The sequence below is a fragment of the Siminovitchia acidinfaciens genome (assembly GCF_003605385.1).
Classification (GTDB): Bacteria; Bacillota; Bacilli; order Bacillales; family Bacillaceae_C; genus Siminovitchia; species Siminovitchia acidinfaciens.
On the sequence record NZ_QYTV02000004.1, the window covers coordinates 387176 to 403845 of the forward strand.

The window sequence follows — 16670 nt, forward strand, 5'->3', positions numbered from 1 at the left end:
ATTGGAAAAAATGGCCATTACACTGAAATAATCACTTAGGAAAGATGTTTTGCTTTCTTTTTATTTCTTTTAAAAATAAGAGCAATAACCAATAGCAAGAGAGGGATGAAGATTTGGATGGAAGTTGAATAAAACGGAAAAACACTAGCGTTGTAGCGGCTAATATCCAACGTGTTCGGTACCGCCCAATAGGATAGTTGGACAATCAAAATTCCAAGAGGCCAGACAACCGGCCGATATTCAGATAGGTTTAACCATTGGGTAGTTCCCAAAACGGCCGCGTAATAAAAAACAGATATTTTCACAAATGCCCCAGCAATCCAAAGTGCCATGACCACAGCCTCCATGTTTTCAATAAATCCGGCAACATTGGCATAACGGCCGACGATCATAAGGGGGTAAACTTTGTTGGCTGTTGTTGCGCCTAAAACAAATTGAACAATTAGATTAATAAGCACAATCGACAACATCACACCTAGAACCGACAACATTCCGTACTTCATACCTTTTTTCTTATCTGCCAAAAAAGGCAAGAGAAATGCCATTAAAAAAAATTCCGCGAACCATCCAGAAGTCGGAATTGCACCCTTGATGGACGGCATCAATCCTTTTTCAAAGACCGGGAATATATTTCCGATTTGAAAATCCGGGGCTAAGAAGACAGCTGCAAAAATAATAGGCAACACGAAGAATGGAAATAACAATTGAGTAGCTCTTGCCAACACTTCCAGACCTCCGTATATGCATAAAGCACAAAGAAACACCATTGAACCAATGACAACGATTTGTGGAGTCTTGAATAAAAAGGAAGTGACAATGAATTCGCTGTAAGATCTGGATATCGTACCAGTGGTGTGGATGTAGAAAAAAAGGATAAAAAAACTGATTATTTTTCCCGGTACCCGCCCAATGATGTCTTCACTATACTGAATGACCGTTTTCCCCGGATGCAGCTTATGAAGCCTGACAGCAATGTAAACGGTCAAAAAACCGGTGACGGACGCAATGATTGGGGGCTGCCATAAATCATTTCCCGCATATTTGGCTGTGATACTTGGAACTGAAAGGACAACAGTGGCGATAATGGCGGGATATAATAACATAGCCATTTGCAGAGCTGAAATTTTACCTTTCTCCATTATCTCCTCTTCCTTTCGTAATTGATTAAGAGTTACTGTTACTTTGCCATAAATTGTCCTATTGGTTTAAAAATATCTTCTATCAATGTGACAGGCCCTTTCATATGCTGGAGGTCGAACATGGATAGTACCAAGCCAATAGGAAGGGGCACGAAAAATGCCCTTTTATCTTTTTTTGGAATTTGTTTCATCCTTGGCCACAGCAGGAAAATAATCACCGTAACAATCACAATTGTCCCGATAAAGACCTTATTCGATTATTAATTTACGGTTAAATGGGGTCAGACCCCAACTTGCCCCTTTTTCTTTCTCTTCCAAATAAACGCGATGACCAATAGCATCAGTGGTATTAAGATTTGCACGATAATCGAGAAAAACGGAAAGATTGTGTTATCGTAATGGCTCAACCTCATCGTGCTCGGTATCGACCAAAAAGCGAATTGGAAGATGAGGATTCCTATCGGCCAGACAACAGGCTTATAATCTGAAAGATTCAGCATTTGGGCAAACCCCAAAACAATCACATAAAAAAATACAGAGAGTTTGACAAAGGCTCCCGCAATCCAAACAGCCATGACAATGGCTTCCATATTTTCAATGAATCCACCGACTCTGGCCAAACGGCTGACGTTCATGACCGGATAAGTTTTAAGGGCCGTTGTAACACCTAACACAAATAAAGTAGCAAGGTTTACGATGACTAACGAAATTGTCACACTCGTAACTGTCAGCAGGCCGGATTTCAAGCCTTTTTGTGGTTCTTTTAAAAAAGGCAGTAAAAAGGCCATTAGAATCATATCCGCCATAAATCCCGTATCAACAATTCCCCCTTTTATGGGCGGCATGACTCCTTGCTCCAAAACCGGAAAAATATTACCGGGATGAAAATCCGGGGCCATGACGATCACCAAAAAGAAAATGGGCAGTACAAAAAAAGGAAATAAGAGTTGAGCAACCCTTGCCAACACTTCCAATCCGGCGTACACGCAAAACGCACACAGAAACACCATTGATCCAATGATTACTACTTTCGGGGTTTTGAATAGAAAGGAAGTGACAAGAAATTCGCTGTACACTCTGGACATTTCACCGGCTCTTGTAATATAGAAGAAAAGAATTAACCCCCCTATGACTTTTCCTGGAAACCGGCCGATCACGTCCCCACTCAATTGAATGATTGTCTTTTCGGGATAAAGCTTGTGTAAACCAACAGCGATAAAAACGGTTAAAAAGCCGGCAACAGAGGCCAAAATGGGCGCTATCCATATGTCATTGCCTGCATATTTGGCAATTGTACTCGGAATCGAAAGGATAGCGGTAGCAATGATTGCCGGATACAATAACATCGTCATCTGTAAGGACGAAATTTTTCCTTTCTCCATCTTCATTTTCCTTTCCCGTTACTAGTATTCATTGCTTTTTTTGTCTGATAGCGGCAATCCCTAATAAGAGAAGGGGGAGTAAAATTTGAACGATTGTAGAATAGAAGGGGAAGATTGTGGTATCAAATTGCTGTAGTTGCATTGTACTGGAAATCCTCCAATAGGACAGTTGTACAATAAGGATTGCTATAGGCCAGATAACCGGCCTAAAATCCGAAAGGTTCAAACACTGGGCAGTCCCTAAAACAACTGCATAAAAATAAACAGATATTTTGATAAATGCGCCGGCAATCCAAACAGCCATTACCACCGCTTCCATATTCTCGAAAAAACCGCCTAATTGCACAAACCGGCTAACATTCATCAGGGGATACGTTTTTAAGGCCACCGTTGGTCCGAGTACAAATAGAACAATCAGATTTGTAATTAATAAAGTCATCATTACGCCAAGCACAGAAATTATTCCGTATTTCCTTCCCTTTCCCTGATCCGATAAAAAGGGGAGCAGGAAAATAATCAGGAAATATTCTGCAAACAAACCGGCATCCTGAAATGACGCTTTCATCAGTGGTTTCATCTTCACATCAAATAAGGGAAATATATTACCAAAATTCAAATCAGGACCTACTAATATTAATAAAAGAAAAATGGGTAATACAAATAAGGGAAATAACAATTGACCGAGCCTCGCTAACACCTCTAAGCCCCCATACACACAAAAGGCACAAAGGAGCACCATTGAAGAAATGACAACGATTTGCGGGGTTTTTAACAAAAAGGAGGTAACAATAAATTCACTGTATGCCCTGGTGATTTCACCAGTCGACTCGATATAAAAAAAAAGAATAATAAAGCTGATGATTTTTCCAGGTATACGGCCTAAAATCTCTTCATTTTGTTGAATAATTGTCTTTCCTGGATAATATTTATGAAGCTTGAATGCGATGAATATTACGATGAGCCCGGCACTGGATGCTATTATCGGTGGCATCCATAAGTCGTTGCCGACAAAGCTTGCTAGCTTACTTGGAAACGAAAGGATAGCGGTAGCGATAATTGTCGGATATAGTAATATAGCCATCTGTAAAGATGAAATTTTTCCTTTTTCCATCGCACCATGTCCCCTTTCGTTTTATTATCACAACTCCAAAAACTTTCCAAGCGGTCTCAAGATCGTTGTCACCCATGTGACGGGCCCGGATATCCGTTGGAGGTCGAACATTGATAGCACTAAGCCCAACGCTAGAAGCACGATAAAAGCAACTTTATCTTTCTTGGGGTTTTGCTTCAATTTTGGCCATTGAAGTAAAAAAATCGTTGCCACGATCACTAAAGTAGCGAAGAAAGCTCCCATTTCATTCATTTTCACCTCTCCCTTTCCTTCACTGGTTCACTAACAAACCCCTCCCGCCGGATATTTGCATCAATGATGAATTCCGGTTTTACCTCCGGAAATTTTTGCTCCCAGCTGTCTTTGACCTGTTTCCATTCCTGTGGATATTTCCGGTGAAACTCTTTACCGAAGTTGATAACATCGACTTGCATTTCCTGGCTCTCTTTAATCGCATCCCCCATGCGTTGTTTAATTCTTTGTCGAAATGCTTTTTCAACTTTTTTTAATGCAGCAGCGTTATTGACGTTCAAATGGGTACTATTTTGAATCATCGATCCCTCCGCCTTGACCTTAATAAGCATTTTCCATTCTCCGCCTTGAATTTTCGGATTCAGATTGATTCGTGTTTTGACAGGAAATATAGCCACTTCCCCTTCATCATCAAGTTTTAAAGTAACGGTATAGTCCTTGACTTCATTTCTTAACCAAAGAAGCCCCCTTGTAGTTGATTCGGAAATGGTTCCAACCATCCGATCGTTATGAAAAAGGGCCGTACCGGCAATTTTCATGAATTTCTTGGATGCCCCCTTGGCTTCTTCCAAATAAGGGAGTGCTGCTCCTTGGTCTTCACTGCTTAGCATTTCATCCAAACCCTGCAAGGTCACCCCCATACCATGCCCCATATTAGCTATTTCCCGTATATACTCTGCCGAATACCTTTCCAGATCAGCAGTTAGTTCTAGGTATTTCTTTGCTTTACCCTCACTAACAAAAATAAAGGCTCTTTCCCTTGGCTCCGGATGACGCAGCAGGAAATCCAAATGATCGTGTAATCCTGCTTTCGCTGTATTTTCTCCAAAAATAAAGACTTTACATATCCCCCAGAAGACATCACGGGACAGTTCAGCCTGAAGCTTTGACAGTGCATCTGCAACATTTTTCCCCTTATGAGACATGACCATTGTCTCTTTTCCTGCGCTGCCCGGGCTTCCTCCCTGCCCTGCACTCATTGACTTTGGAATAAAGATTTGGAGTGAGAGCTCCACTTGACCATCATCTGTTTGGTCAATTCCTGTCGCTGTGACAATCGCTAAATCATTCGTTTCCACACGATCCCAGCAGCCCGTCAATAGGATGAACACGCAAATGATTGTGACTAATAAAGAATTTTTTTTTCGCAACTTAACCAATTTTGCTCGCCTCCATCAGGTTCCCGGATCTCCTCCCTTTTTCGGACCGGGAGATTGGTTCGGGGCCTGCCGATATACATCATATTGACCGGTAAAATGCGGGCGTGTATCCATCTTCCAATGAGGGGCCCTCCAAAGGACATCTTTAAGTTCACGTTTTTTCAGCGGTGCCAACGGCGCCAAATACGGCTCTCCAAAGGAACGTAATGTACATAAGTGAATGACGATAGCAAGAATCCCCATCATGATCCCTAGCAGTCCAAACGAACCGGCGAGAAAAATGATCGGAAAACGGAGGATCCGAATGGAATACCCGGCATTATAGCGGGGAATTAAAAATGAAGCGACCCCCGTACTGGCTACAATGATGATCATCGGTGCCGAAACCAATCCTGCTTGAACAGCCGCTTGACCGATCACGAGTGCCCCAACGATACTCACAGCTGAACCAATTTGTTTTGGCAGCCGAATCCCTGCTTCCCTCAACGCCTCGAACATCACTTCCATGAGAATCACTTCGACAAGGGCAGGAAAAGGAACGGATTCCCGGGAAGCTGAAATACTAAGAAGCAGTGAATCTGGAATCATCTCTTGATGAAATGTCGTCACGGCTACGTAAAACGAAGGAAACAACAAAGACAGGACGAGAAAAATATATCGGAGCAATCGTGTAAACGTCCCGATCATCGAGCGTTGATAATAATCATCAGGCGATTGAAGGAAGGAAAAAAAAGAAACAGGAACAATTAATGCAAATGGCGTTCCTTCTGTCATAATGACTACACGCCCTTCCAATAAAGCACCAGAAGCTACATCAGGCCGTTCTGTAGACAGCGTTAGCGGAAAAGGTGAATAGGGACCATCCTCTATCAAATCTTCAATGTATTGACTTTCCAAAATACCGTCGACTTTAATACGGTTCAGCCGCTTTTGCACCTCTTCAACCAGCGTTGGATCGGCAAGCCCTTCAACATAGGCAACCAGCACATTTGTCTTTGTGTACTCCCCGATTTTCATTGATTGGATTTTAAGTGCGGGACTTTTAATAATGCGCCGAAGCTGGGATGTACCTACTTGCAGTGATTCAGTAAATCCTTCCCGCGGGCCCCTGATGACGGTCTCCGCCTCGGGCTCCTCCATTGCCCGCTTTTCCCATTTAGCCAGCCCAAGGGAATATGCGATATTTCCCCCTTCATAAAGAAGGATGGGATTTCCTGTTGAAAGGGAGTCAATGCTATCGGAAATCGAATATACTTTCTCTACCTTTGGGGCAGAGATTGCATTTTCAATCAATTCACTTAACGGCTGCACATCAGTTGCAGTTTCTTTTTTTAAGGGGGTGAGCACGCTTTCCTCTATCCCTACGTTATCTGAAAGCCCCTCTATATAAATAATCATCGCTTTTACTTTTCCGAACATATTGAAGTTGTGAAAAACGACATCTGAACAGTTATTATAAATGGATTGAAAAGTTTCCACATTTTGGTCAAATTTTTTATGCAGAGCCTCCTTCGGCTTAGCATTCGCTTGTTTCTTTTGAGGTGGCTGCTTTTTATTTGTCGCTTTACGTAACAATTTATTCACATTCCGTATCAAGGGCCTGCCCCCCATTCACATGCTCACAAATCACTCTTTTTTCTATCATTCTTCATTTAGGGCAAATTATACGGTAAAACCTGAAATTGGCATGAATGAAAGAATGAACAGTGACTTTTGCACCTATGTAGTGAATCTGCCGTTTCAGGCGGCCTTTCCAAGAAGCTTTTTATGGCCGAGCACCCGTGATGCCATTGTTTACCTCGCTCACAGCCCAGTGTTGACCACCCTCCCCTTTGAACCGTCAACACATCCGTTTAAGGGAGGGAATTTTAGCAGCCAATTTCAATACAGATGAGAAGGCGCAAAAACAGCAGAAATAATCTCTTTGCAAGCCGGAAAAATGAAAATGACTCTCCGTTCATGGAAAAATGCTGTCTAGAAAAGATCTAACTTCGTACATGAGTTGACCCTTGGATTGTCGTGATGCCTTTACGGGGTGAATAGGAAAGATTGAAATTGAAAAAGACCAAAGGCTATATACGCCTTTGGCCTGGTTATTGCATTATTTACTTTCACCTTGGATTAGCCTGTCATTGTCTCCTCAAACAGGCTTTGACCGTGCTAATAAAAGGGCCAGGGTCAGTGGTCCAACTTTCCCCATAAACATCATAAAGGTAATAATGGATTTCCCACCTTTGTTCAACAGTGGTGTGTAGCATAAAAAGAGATGCTCCTACCAATATGAAAAAACAATAAAACGAGCATTAACAGATGATATGGAGAATAGGTGATGATCCATCTGACATTCATTTTCTATACCCCTTCTTCTAATCTTTCAATATCGCTGTTTTGACCAATGATGAACAGGATATCCCCTTTTTGAATTCGGACATCTGCAGTAGGTGCGATAATGACCTCCTCTCCGCGTTGGATTCCGATCAGTATGCATCGGTATTTAGATCTGAAATGCAATTGTGTCAACGTCTTGCCATGAAGCTTTTCAGAAGCAATGATTTCAGCCATGCTGTAATGCCTTGAAAGCTCAATGAAATCAATCAGTTTATCAGAGACAACGTGCTTGGCGATCCGTCTGGCAATATCCCTTTCCGGTTGAATGACCCTGTCTACCCCGATTTTCTCTAACACCTTTGTGTGATAATCACTTTGGGATTTAGACCAGACAATGGGCACCCCCAATTCCTTCAACATAAGTGAGGTTAATATACTGGCCTCAATGTTATCGCCGAAAGAGACAAACGCATGGTCAAAATTGTTGACACCCAGCTGACGCAGCACAGTTTCATCAATCGCATTCGCCTGAACAGCCTGCGTGGCATAAGATGAATGCTCCTGTACCCTGTCATAATCCATATCCACTGCCAAGACTTCGGCATCCGTCTCCGCCAACGCTTTAACCAAACTGCCTCCAAAACGTCCCAGCCCAAACACTACATATTGCTTTTTCATTACCCTCTACCCCTCATCAAAAGCAGAATGAATCGTTATTATGAAAAAAAAACGGTAAAACAAATGTACTCCCATGAATATATTATTTCAATCATTGATTTTTGGGTTAATAAATACTTTAAGTTGATATCCAGTCAACTGTTAGCGTTAGCCTAGTTTATTTTCAACTTTTTGCCACTCCACATCAATGAATCCACCCCGTCGGAGAAGTGAGCAATCGGCCCGTGTCCGGGAGTATCTATATGAAATGGGGAAAAAAGCGTATTCTGATCAATTTGAATCTCAGCTTTTTTCAAGGGCCAAGGTGGATGATGAATGTCACCATAATAAATATCTTGCCCGTTTGCAGACGTATAGAAACGATATTTTTCCGTCAGAAAATGATCAAGGGTGTTGTAAGCTGGAAAATACACATCTTTTGAGGGGATGCAGCTTCCTTGAAACGCACTCTTAGCTTCGTTTCTCCGGACACTATCAACTTTGAGCAATTCTTTTGTTAGTTTCATGAATATGTCAGCTGAATGATATGGCAGGCGATACCACCTTTTGGCAATATTCAAGGAAGCCCAGTCATCTACATCAAGAGTAAGGAAAAACACACCAGGAATTCCCAGGTAGTTCACATATGTACGGACATTCACTTCGAAAAAAGGACGAACAACGGAAAAGGGCAAACCACGAAAATGAATTCCTTTCATCGTAAATGCAACAATCCCAAGCCATGCGGATCCATCGAAAGTTTCAATTTCCAAAGGTGATGGTATGTACGGGCGCAAGCATTCGTAAGAAACAGGCCAATGAATAAAAAGGACATTGCGCCAAGCTTGCTTCATAATCCATTTGTTTGCCGGCAGCGGCCATTCGCGATGGCTGACTTGAAGAATGTCCATGGCTCCTTCCTCCTTCCTGATAATTTGCGCTTTCCATGGGGCTTCTATTCTGATTCCGCAGGATACATAGTTTTTTCCAATCTGAAAAATAATACAAGGAAGATTAAAAATGGTACTGGAGGCCAAGGACATGCCGGAGATTTTGTCCTATATTACTTTTGGAATCACAGCCTTTTTATTTATTGCAGGTATAGTTGCAATGTTCAGCTGGCGCTGGATTATGAAGCAAATCGTAAAGCAGACGGGGAAAATAATATTTACCGACAGTTATCAGGAAAACATCATTGAAATCATACCTGGCCTAAAGCATATGGGGATTCAAAATACGCTGGAGAATAATTTACGCTCGGAAACCGGAGATCTCCTTCATCGGCCGCTGGGTTCTTCAAAAAGCTGGCCAAGTTTGGATCCGATCACTTTTCTACCCGCTCAGACCTCACCATTTCCCACTTCTAGCGACGAAGAGGTGGATGTCAGCGTTACAATTGGCCCGAAGGCAAAAAAGCCGTTGAAAATAGATATTCCGCTTATGATCAGTGGAATGGCCTACGGAGTGGGACTCAGTCAGCAAGCCAGGGTGGCTTTAGCGGGCGCAGCAAATAAAGCCGGAACCGCCATCAATTCCGGCGAAGGTGGGATCTTAGACGAAGAACTGAATGCAGCAGGAAAATATATTTTGCAGTTTTCCAAAACCGAATGGGGAAAAGACGAAAAATTCATCAAGCGTGCGGACATGATTGAAATCAAGCTTGGCCAAGGCGCAAAAATGGGCATGGGAGCAGTAATATCCCCGAAAAACCTTACAGGCAAGGCCAGACAAATCATGGGGTTAAAGGAAGGCGAGGACGCTGTCATCCATGAACATTTTTTTGAAAATCAGACCTTACAGGATTTAAAGGAACTGGTTGACGAGTTGCGCAGCTTGTCTGGCGGTGTCCCCATCGGTGCAAAAATGGGGGCAGGCGGAAAGATTGAAGAAGATATCGATCATCTGTTGGAGATGGGCGTCGATTTTATTGCAGTGGACGGTGCTCAGGCAGCCACCCATGCCGGCGCCCCAATTTTAGCGGATGATTTCGGCATCCCGACACTGCATGCAGTCGTGCGCGCTTCCAACCATCTTCAAAGAAGAAAAATGAAAGGGCGAGTAAGCCTGGTCGTTTCAGGTGGACTTTTGATCCCCGGCCATTTTTTAAAAGTTCTGGCGCTTGGAGCCGATGCCGTGTACCTCGGATCTGCCATTCTATTTGCCCTAGCACACACGCAAGTCACCAAGGCCCTCCCCTTTGAACCACCGACGCAGGTCGTCTGGCATGAAGGGAAGTTCAAAGACTCATTTAATGTAGACGAAGGAACCAAAACAGCTCAGAAATTTTTAAATGCCAGCTCAGAAGAAATGAAAGCGGCATTGAGGGCAATGGGGAAACGTTCCTTGAGCGAGCTTTCTCGCAAAGACTTGACTTCCTATGATGAGTTGACTGCGAGAATGATTGGGATTCCGTTTACGTTTAAGGAGTGGGGTGTAAAGAAGGGTTAGCTGAAAAGCAATCATTGTCAAATACCTAATATTATCAGGGGGGCCGTATTTGGTCCTCATTTTTTTATCATAGAGCGTGTCTAATAGTTCCATTGTACGCTTACTCACTCCCTCCCTGTGGTAATGAATAGGAAGGGAGGGGAAGATTATGATATATATGGACACAGTGATAAAGCTTGTTCTGGGCCTCGGCGCCCTTCTGGCAGTCACGCGGCTGCTCGGTAAAAAAGAGATGGGACAATTCACTCCGTTCGATTTTATTTATGCGCTGATCCTTGGAGCGCTTCTGGAGGAAAGTCTCTACGATGAAAAAATATCCATTTGGCAGATGCTTTTTGGTGTTGCCGTCTGGGCTATGTTAATTTATATAGTGGAGGTTCTTGTTCAGAAGAATGACTCTATCAGAAAACTCCTAAAAGGGAATTCCGTCAGATTAATGAAAGACGGAGAGCTTGATTTTAAAAAAATGAAGAAAAATCATATTGAAATGGAACAGCTTCGTACAATGCTCCGCCAGCAGGGGGTTTTTTCATTACAAGAAATCCGAGACCTTTATCTGGAAACGAGCGGTTCAATCAGCATCAAAAAATTCTCGTATGTTGAACCGCCGACGGCCAAGATGTTGAAAATGGAAGTGGAAGATGAGGACCCCACAATTCTGCTGGTCGATGAAGGAAGGGTCAAGGATGACATGCTCGAATTCATCGGGAAGAGCAAAGAGTGGCTTCAAGAACAATTGGATAAGGAAGGATATCCTGATCCGGATAGTATTTTATATGCTGAATGGTCCGAAGCAAACGGTTTTTTTGTAAAAACATATTATTGATATGACTTGGAAAAAGGATGTAAAAAATGAATAAAATCATCGTAATCGGCGCCGGAATTTTTGGTGCTTCAACCGCTTATCATTTGGCGAAAGCCGGAGCGGAAGTGACGGTCATCGACCGAATGGATAAGGGGCAGGCAACGGGTGCCGCAGCAGGGATTGTGTGCCCATGGTTATCCCAGCGGCGGAACAAAGATTGGTACAGACTTGCAAAAACAGGAGCTGCTTTCTACCCTGGCCTGATTTCAGAGCTTGAAGCAGCAGGAGAGACTAAGACCGGCTACGCAAGAGTCGGGGCAATCAGCCTTCATACTGACCGTAAAAAACTGATTGAAATGAAAGAACGAGCATTGTTCAGACGTGAAGATGCACCTGAGATCGGGGATGTACGCCTCCTCGATCCGGAAGAAACGCGAGCGCTATTCCCCCCTTTAGCTGAAGAGTTCGGCTCTGTATATGTGAGCGGTGCGGCACGTGTGAACGGACGCGAGCTGAGGGATGCGCTTTTACGTTCGGCAGAACGCTTGGGAGCGCGAATCGTTTACGGAGACGCACGACTAGTTATGGATGGGAAAAAGCTTGTGGGCGTTGAGGCGAACGATGTTTTTTATGGGGCCTCAAAATTCGTTATAACAGCAGGTGCATGGATTAAGGAGCTAATGCAGTCAATCGGGGTAGAATTTCGTTCAAAAGACTTAAAAGCCCAGATTGTACATATGGAACTGCTCAACGCGCAGACAGATCATTGGCCGGTGATCATGCCGCCTGGCAGTCAATACATTGTGCCATTTGAAAATGGGAGAATCGTAGCCGGAGCAACCTATGAAAATTTCACCAACTTCGACTGGCGGGTAACAGCCGGCGGAATGCATGAAATTTTAGCAAAAGCCTTGCAGGTTGCGCCTGGCCTTTCTGCCAGCACGGTGTTGGAAACGAGAGTCGGATTCAGGCCATATACACCCGAATCAATTCCGGTTCTCGGAGAACTTCCCGGTGTTGAAAACATCTTAATTGGAAACGGATTGGGAGCGACCGGCCTGACCGCAGGTCCTTACTTGGGTTCAGAGCTGGCCCGTTTGGCTTTGGGTGAAGAACCGGGAATGGATTTGAGCCTGTATCGGGTGGACCGGGCGCTGCAATGAGATTGCGATTGATTGGATGGGCTGGCGGGGGCCAGCCTTTGTTTCCATAGAAAACAAAGACCGGTGGCTACCCAGGTAAGATGCGGCAAATCCTGCGGATAAACGGGACGGATTTTTGATAATCAATCCTACTCTCTTATAACTGCTCCTACCTTCTTATAACCACCTTATAATCGATCCAACCCGCTAAACTTCCTTCTCAAATTAAGGCGTTATAAACGTATGCTGCCCAGCCGTATATAAATCGCGCCAAATTTTGTTAATGGCGGAATCTTCCATAATGGCTTCCATGCCCAGACGGCGAACGAGCATACCTGCACGAGTAATGGCTTGTTCAACTGGCTTTTTACATGTTCGGCTAAAATGGTCCTCCTGTTCAGCCGTGAGAAGCTTTCCTCCCAAATGGTCTTCCCACAACGCCTCTATCTCTTCATAAAAATGATACAGCTCTCTTTGAAGCTCTTCTTCATTTTTCTGAATGTCAGTAAGCACTTTTTCAAAAGGATCAGCTCCTTCCTTCAACCGGCGGGCTGCAATCACCTTTGCCTCCCGGAGAAAATTCGCGGCAATGCCCAGGCAGACAGACGTAAAAGTGGCCTGGGAAAATGGAACAAACGGAAATGTGTGAACAGGGCCATCATAATCATTCAATTTATGCATCAAATTGAAAGTTCGCTCTTCTGGTACAAAAGCGTCCTCCACTTTGATGGTATGGCTGCCAGTTCCCCTCAACCCAAAAGCCTTCCAATCATGGAGGACTTCCACTTGGTCGGGCATGAAGATAAAGCTGGTCACTTCTCCATCTTCCTTCATGCTATTTGCTGTAAAAAAGGTTGCAAACTCAGCTCCGCTGCAATATTTCCATTCCCCGGTAACTATAAAGCCGCCATCCACTCTTTTAGCCGTTCCCTGCGGGTGGCCGCTGCCGGCGAGGACCGCTTTTTCGCCGTTGAATAGTATGTCTGTCTGGCCCTTTTGTATATATGGAACAAACATACCGCCTCCTGATCCGATGGCTGTCAGCCAGCCGAGATTGCCCTCTATTTCCGACACTTTCTCAATAACCCGAAGAGCAGCAGGCAAATCCAGCATGCTTCCACCCAATTCCTCTGGAGCGAACAGTTTAAATAGCTTTTCTTTGAACATCCAATTCATTAATTCCACCGGGATGCCCCTTGATTGATCAATTTCCGCAGCAAGGCCCCTGATTTTATTTACAACTGATTCGCCGAACATTATATTTCCCCCTAGGATAAACTCTTCTATATTTTCTATTTTATATCAGCCGAACACATAAGCGCCGATCTTCTTTTTATGCAAAAATAAAACAACGTACAGAATACTGCACGCTGCTTAGGAAAAAAATCTAGACTAAAACGCCTAAATGGCATTTGTAAACACAAATAACCTTTGTGCTTTATAGCCAAAAAATACCGATAATGACTAGCGCCCCCAATATGATGCCGCCGATTTGGCCGATCATCGCAGGAGTAACAACTGGTTTCGGCGTGAAAAACTTTATATCTTCGATGTCCTGCTCCAACTTCTCCATCTTGGTTCTCATTTCTTTTATTTCATTCAATAATTGTGTATTCGTTTCTTCTCTGGCCTTCAATTCTTTTAACTCATTTAATAATTGCAAACTTGTTTCTTCCTTTTCCATCTTTTTACCCTCCCGTATCTTGTTAACCTTTATACGCAAATAACTATCGTTAAGTTTCATCCACTTTTACGAGAGTAGCTGCTATGAGGTCTTGCGGTCCCTTTCGCCCGGTCGTCACATACAAACAAATAATATAAATCAATATGAGTGCATTCGGGATGTAGATGAAATTGTTTGGCTCCGCCCCCGGTTCCCACCATGGTACGGGCACCAATACGATAATATGTGTTAATTCCCAGGGCAGGAGCTTGATGAGTGTACGAAGCCAAGCCTGCCACAGGGTTAATCTTCCCCCATCACTCCTCGTGACGCGCAACTTTAACATTTTTTTGCCGATTGTTTTCTGCTTTCGAAATTCATGGGTAATAAAATACGTCCAAACAGGGATCGACATTGTACAAAGTACCCATATCTCAATTTGCACGCCACTCCTAAATTGATTAAACGGCCACCCGCCGGTTACTAGACTGATAAGGAGCTGTAATCCTAATAATACCGTCGCAAGAATTAAAAAATCAATCGTATACGCAGCAAGCCTTTTAACAGTGAGCACACCCTGCACACCTTCCCTGCTTAAATTTGCTTCTCCCCTAAAATAACGGACGCCTTATGCTTTCTTTTTCCCAGTCGGTTGATTACAACATTTTTAAAACCACAGCTTTCGAGCCAGTTTTTCACGTTGGTATCCGTGAATTTTTGGTAGACCTCGCCTTTTCCGGTGCGAATCGTTATGGCAGCGATTCCCTTGTTTTTCAACACTCTGTGAATCTCTCTTAAATTGACTTCGGGCTGTTCCCAAAAATATATACAGTGAATGCTATATACCTTATTGAAAGACTCTTGGGGAAAGTCCAATTTTCTAGCATCACCCACATGAAGTTCAACAACTCCTCGATCAACCCACTTCTTGTTTTTCCGTAAGGCCACTTCGAACATTGCCGCTGAATGATCAACGCCCACAATTTTTTCATCATGAATTTTTTCCGCCGCTAAATCCATCGCTTGCCCTGTTCCATAGCCAATTTCCAGTACATGATCATCCGGCTGCAAATCTAGGCTTTTAATTGTTTCTACATGTTCAAGTTTATTGTATCGGTCCATCATCCAGCCAGAAAACTTTCCAATTATTCCCGTCGGCTTTCCAAATTGTCCAAGGTCAGCCATTTGTATCCCTCCATTACAAGAAATCTATCTATACTTAATCATGCTCCAACATTTTTCACAACAGTCCAAATATATAAAATTCTGATTTCTTCAACGCAGAAACCTGTTCCTTATGATAGACTATGAGAATGATTAGAATATATACAAAATGGGGGGATTTTGTTGAAAGCGATTGTTCATGAAGGTAAGTCAGGAATGGCAGGTCTCTCTTTGCGGGAAATGGAAGTTGCCCAGCCTGACCAAGGTGAAGTCAGAGTAAAACTGAAAACAGCAGGGATGAACCACAGAGATTTATTCGTTCTTCACCGCCACCAAGAGACGGATCCACCGCTCATTATCGGTTCCGACGGTGCAGGTATCATCGATGCAGTCGGCGAAGGTGTCACCAATGTCAATATCGGAGACGAAGTGATTATCAATCCCGGATTAGGCTGGAAGGAAAAAAGCGATGCCCCGCCTGAAGGATTTGATATTGTCGGACTTCCAGGTCACGGAACATTTGCCGAATACATTGTCATTCCTGCCGAAAATGCGGTTCCCAGGCCTGAACATTTGATTTGGGAGGAAGCCGGTGTATTTGGGCTTGCCGCTCTAACGGGATATCGCGCACTCTTTACTAGAGGAAACATCTCACCGGATATGACTGTCCTTCTTCCTGGAGTCGGAAGCGGGGTCATCACTTTTATTTTAAAATTCGCCAAAACAGTGGGAGCCACTGTCTATGTCACATCCCGCTCGGAAGAAAAACGGCAGAGAGCCCTTGAGTTGGGTGCAGATAAAGCGATTGACAGTGACGGTGACTGGGATGAGCAGCTAGAAGGAGAAAAAGTCGACTTAGTCATTGAATCAGTCGGGGCGGCCACTTTCAACAAATCACTCAGCCAGCTCCGTCCAGGTGGAACGATCGTCACATTCGGAGCTTCCGCAGGCGATGAAGTGAATATCGACATCCGCAGCTTCTTCTACGGACAGTATAATATGCTCGGTTCCACCATGGGCAGCGCCGAAGAATTTAAAGAAATGATTGAGTTTGTGGAAAAACATAAAATCAAACCGGAAATCGAAGCCATTTTTCCTTTAAGCAAGTACGAAATAGCCTTTAACCGCTTGGAAGAAGCCGAGCAATTTGGAAAAATTGGATTCTTGATTGATTGATATTTTGAGGCAGGGCTGCAGCTCTGTCTTTTTTTATACCCAATCGGGGATAACTCTGTGGATTATTTTATAAATTCGTCTCCATTCCCCGCTAGTATGTTAGTAACTTTCCTTGCAATTGTTTGATTTTACTTAAATAGTGAATGTCGTTAGAATAAACCCCTTTTCTCTCCACAACTGTGGATAAACACTCTATTAATCTGTGGATAATTGTATTTGAGATTTGGAGATTATCCCCAAGAA

At 43.5% G+C, this 16670-nt stretch carries 16 protein-coding genes; 4 read left to right on the plus strand and 12 right to left on the minus strand.

Annotated elements, in window-relative coordinates:
* Positions 1-35 precede the first annotated feature (35 nt).
* From D4T97_RS11710 to D4T97_RS11750, 8 genes are all read right to left on the minus strand, one after another.
* On the minus strand, positions 36-1139 hold the full coding sequence (locus D4T97_RS11710) for a GerAB/ArcD/ProY family transporter (RefSeq protein ID WP_126050892.1): 1104 nt from the start codon (positions 1137-1139) through the stop codon (positions 36-38).
* A 281-nt stretch (positions 1140-1420) separates the two neighbouring features.
* Positions 1421-2521 (minus strand): GerAB/ArcD/ProY family transporter, encoded by a 1101-nt coding sequence (locus D4T97_RS11720; protein WP_126050894.1) that lies wholly within the window; start codon positions 2519-2521, stop codon positions 1421-1423.
* A 28-nt stretch (positions 2522-2549) separates the two neighbouring features.
* The gene (locus D4T97_RS11725) at positions 2550-3632 is read right to left on the minus strand and encodes a GerAB/ArcD/ProY family transporter (RefSeq protein WP_126050896.1); all 1083 of its coding nucleotides are present in this window, start codon (positions 3630-3632) and stop codon (positions 2550-2552) included.
* Positions 3633-3659: 27 nt separating this feature from the next.
* Positions 3660-3884 (minus strand): hypothetical protein, encoded by a 225-nt coding sequence (locus tag D4T97_RS11730; protein ID WP_126050898.1) that lies wholly within the window; start codon positions 3882-3884, stop codon positions 3660-3662.
* 2 nt (positions 3885-3886) lie between these two features.
* Positions 3887-5044 (minus strand): Ger(x)C family spore germination protein, encoded by a 1158-nt coding sequence (locus tag D4T97_RS11735; RefSeq protein WP_126050900.1) that lies wholly within the window; start codon positions 5042-5044, stop codon positions 3887-3889.
* 15 nt (positions 5045-5059) lie between these two features.
* Positions 5060-6640 (minus strand): spore germination protein, encoded by a 1581-nt coding sequence (locus D4T97_RS11740; RefSeq protein ID WP_408021601.1) that lies wholly within the window; start codon positions 6638-6640, stop codon positions 5060-5062.
* Positions 6641-7396: 756 nt separating this feature from the next.
* Positions 7397-8050, minus strand: a complete 654-nt coding sequence (locus D4T97_RS11745) for a potassium channel family protein (RefSeq protein ID WP_126050904.1) — start codon at positions 8048-8050, stop codon at positions 7397-7399.
* Between the two features lie 152 nt (positions 8051-8202).
* On the minus strand, positions 8203-8940 hold the full coding sequence (locus tag D4T97_RS11750) for a YqjF family protein (protein ID WP_126050906.1): 738 nt from the start codon (positions 8938-8940) through the stop codon (positions 8203-8205).
* Between the two features lie 130 nt (positions 8941-9070).
* Here D4T97_RS11750 and D4T97_RS11755 point away from each other — a divergent pair, with 130 nt between their 5' ends.
* From D4T97_RS11755 to D4T97_RS11765, 3 genes are all read left to right on the plus strand, one after another.
* Complete coding sequence (locus tag D4T97_RS11755) at positions 9071-10477, plus strand: FMN-binding glutamate synthase family protein (RefSeq protein ID WP_126050908.1); 1407 nt, start codon at positions 9071-9073, stop codon at positions 10475-10477.
* 148 nt (positions 10478-10625) lie between these two features.
* Positions 10626-11303, plus strand: a complete 678-nt coding sequence (locus tag D4T97_RS11760; protein WP_126050910.1) for a DUF421 domain-containing protein — start codon at positions 10626-10628, stop codon at positions 11301-11303.
* Positions 11304-11329: 26 nt separating this feature from the next.
* Positions 11330-12445 (plus strand): NAD(P)/FAD-dependent oxidoreductase, encoded by a 1116-nt coding sequence (locus D4T97_RS11765; protein ID WP_126050912.1) that lies wholly within the window; start codon positions 11330-11332, stop codon positions 12443-12445.
* 204 nt (positions 12446-12649) lie between these two features.
* Here D4T97_RS11765 and D4T97_RS11770 read toward each other — a convergent pair whose 3' ends face one another.
* The 4 genes from D4T97_RS11770 to D4T97_RS11785 all read right to left on the minus strand — a co-directional run bounded on the left by D4T97_RS11770 (position 12650) and on the right by D4T97_RS11785 (position 15272).
* Positions 12650-13681, minus strand: coding sequence for an acyl-CoA dehydrogenase family protein (locus tag D4T97_RS11770; RefSeq protein ID WP_126050914.1), 1032 nt, complete (start codon positions 13679-13681; stop codon positions 12650-12652).
* 181 nt (positions 13682-13862) lie between these two features.
* Positions 13863-14108, minus strand: a complete 246-nt coding sequence (locus D4T97_RS11775; RefSeq protein ID WP_126050916.1) for a hypothetical protein — start codon at positions 14106-14108, stop codon at positions 13863-13865.
* Positions 14109-14157: 49 nt separating this feature from the next.
* Complete coding sequence (locus tag D4T97_RS11780; RefSeq protein ID WP_235872227.1) at positions 14158-14661, minus strand: RDD family protein; 504 nt, start codon at positions 14659-14661, stop codon at positions 14158-14160.
* A gap of 20 nt (positions 14662-14681) precedes the next feature.
* Positions 14682-15272, minus strand: a complete 591-nt coding sequence (locus D4T97_RS11785; RefSeq protein ID WP_126050920.1) for a class I SAM-dependent methyltransferase — start codon at positions 15270-15272, stop codon at positions 14682-14684.
* 162 nt (positions 15273-15434) lie between these two features.
* Here D4T97_RS11785 and D4T97_RS11790 point away from each other — a divergent pair, with 162 nt between their 5' ends.
* A complete protein-coding gene (locus D4T97_RS11790; RefSeq protein ID WP_126050922.1) occupies positions 15435-16427 on the plus strand; it encodes a zinc-binding dehydrogenase in 993 nt (330 codons plus the stop codon).
* The last annotated feature ends 243 nt before the right edge of the window (positions 16428-16670 follow it).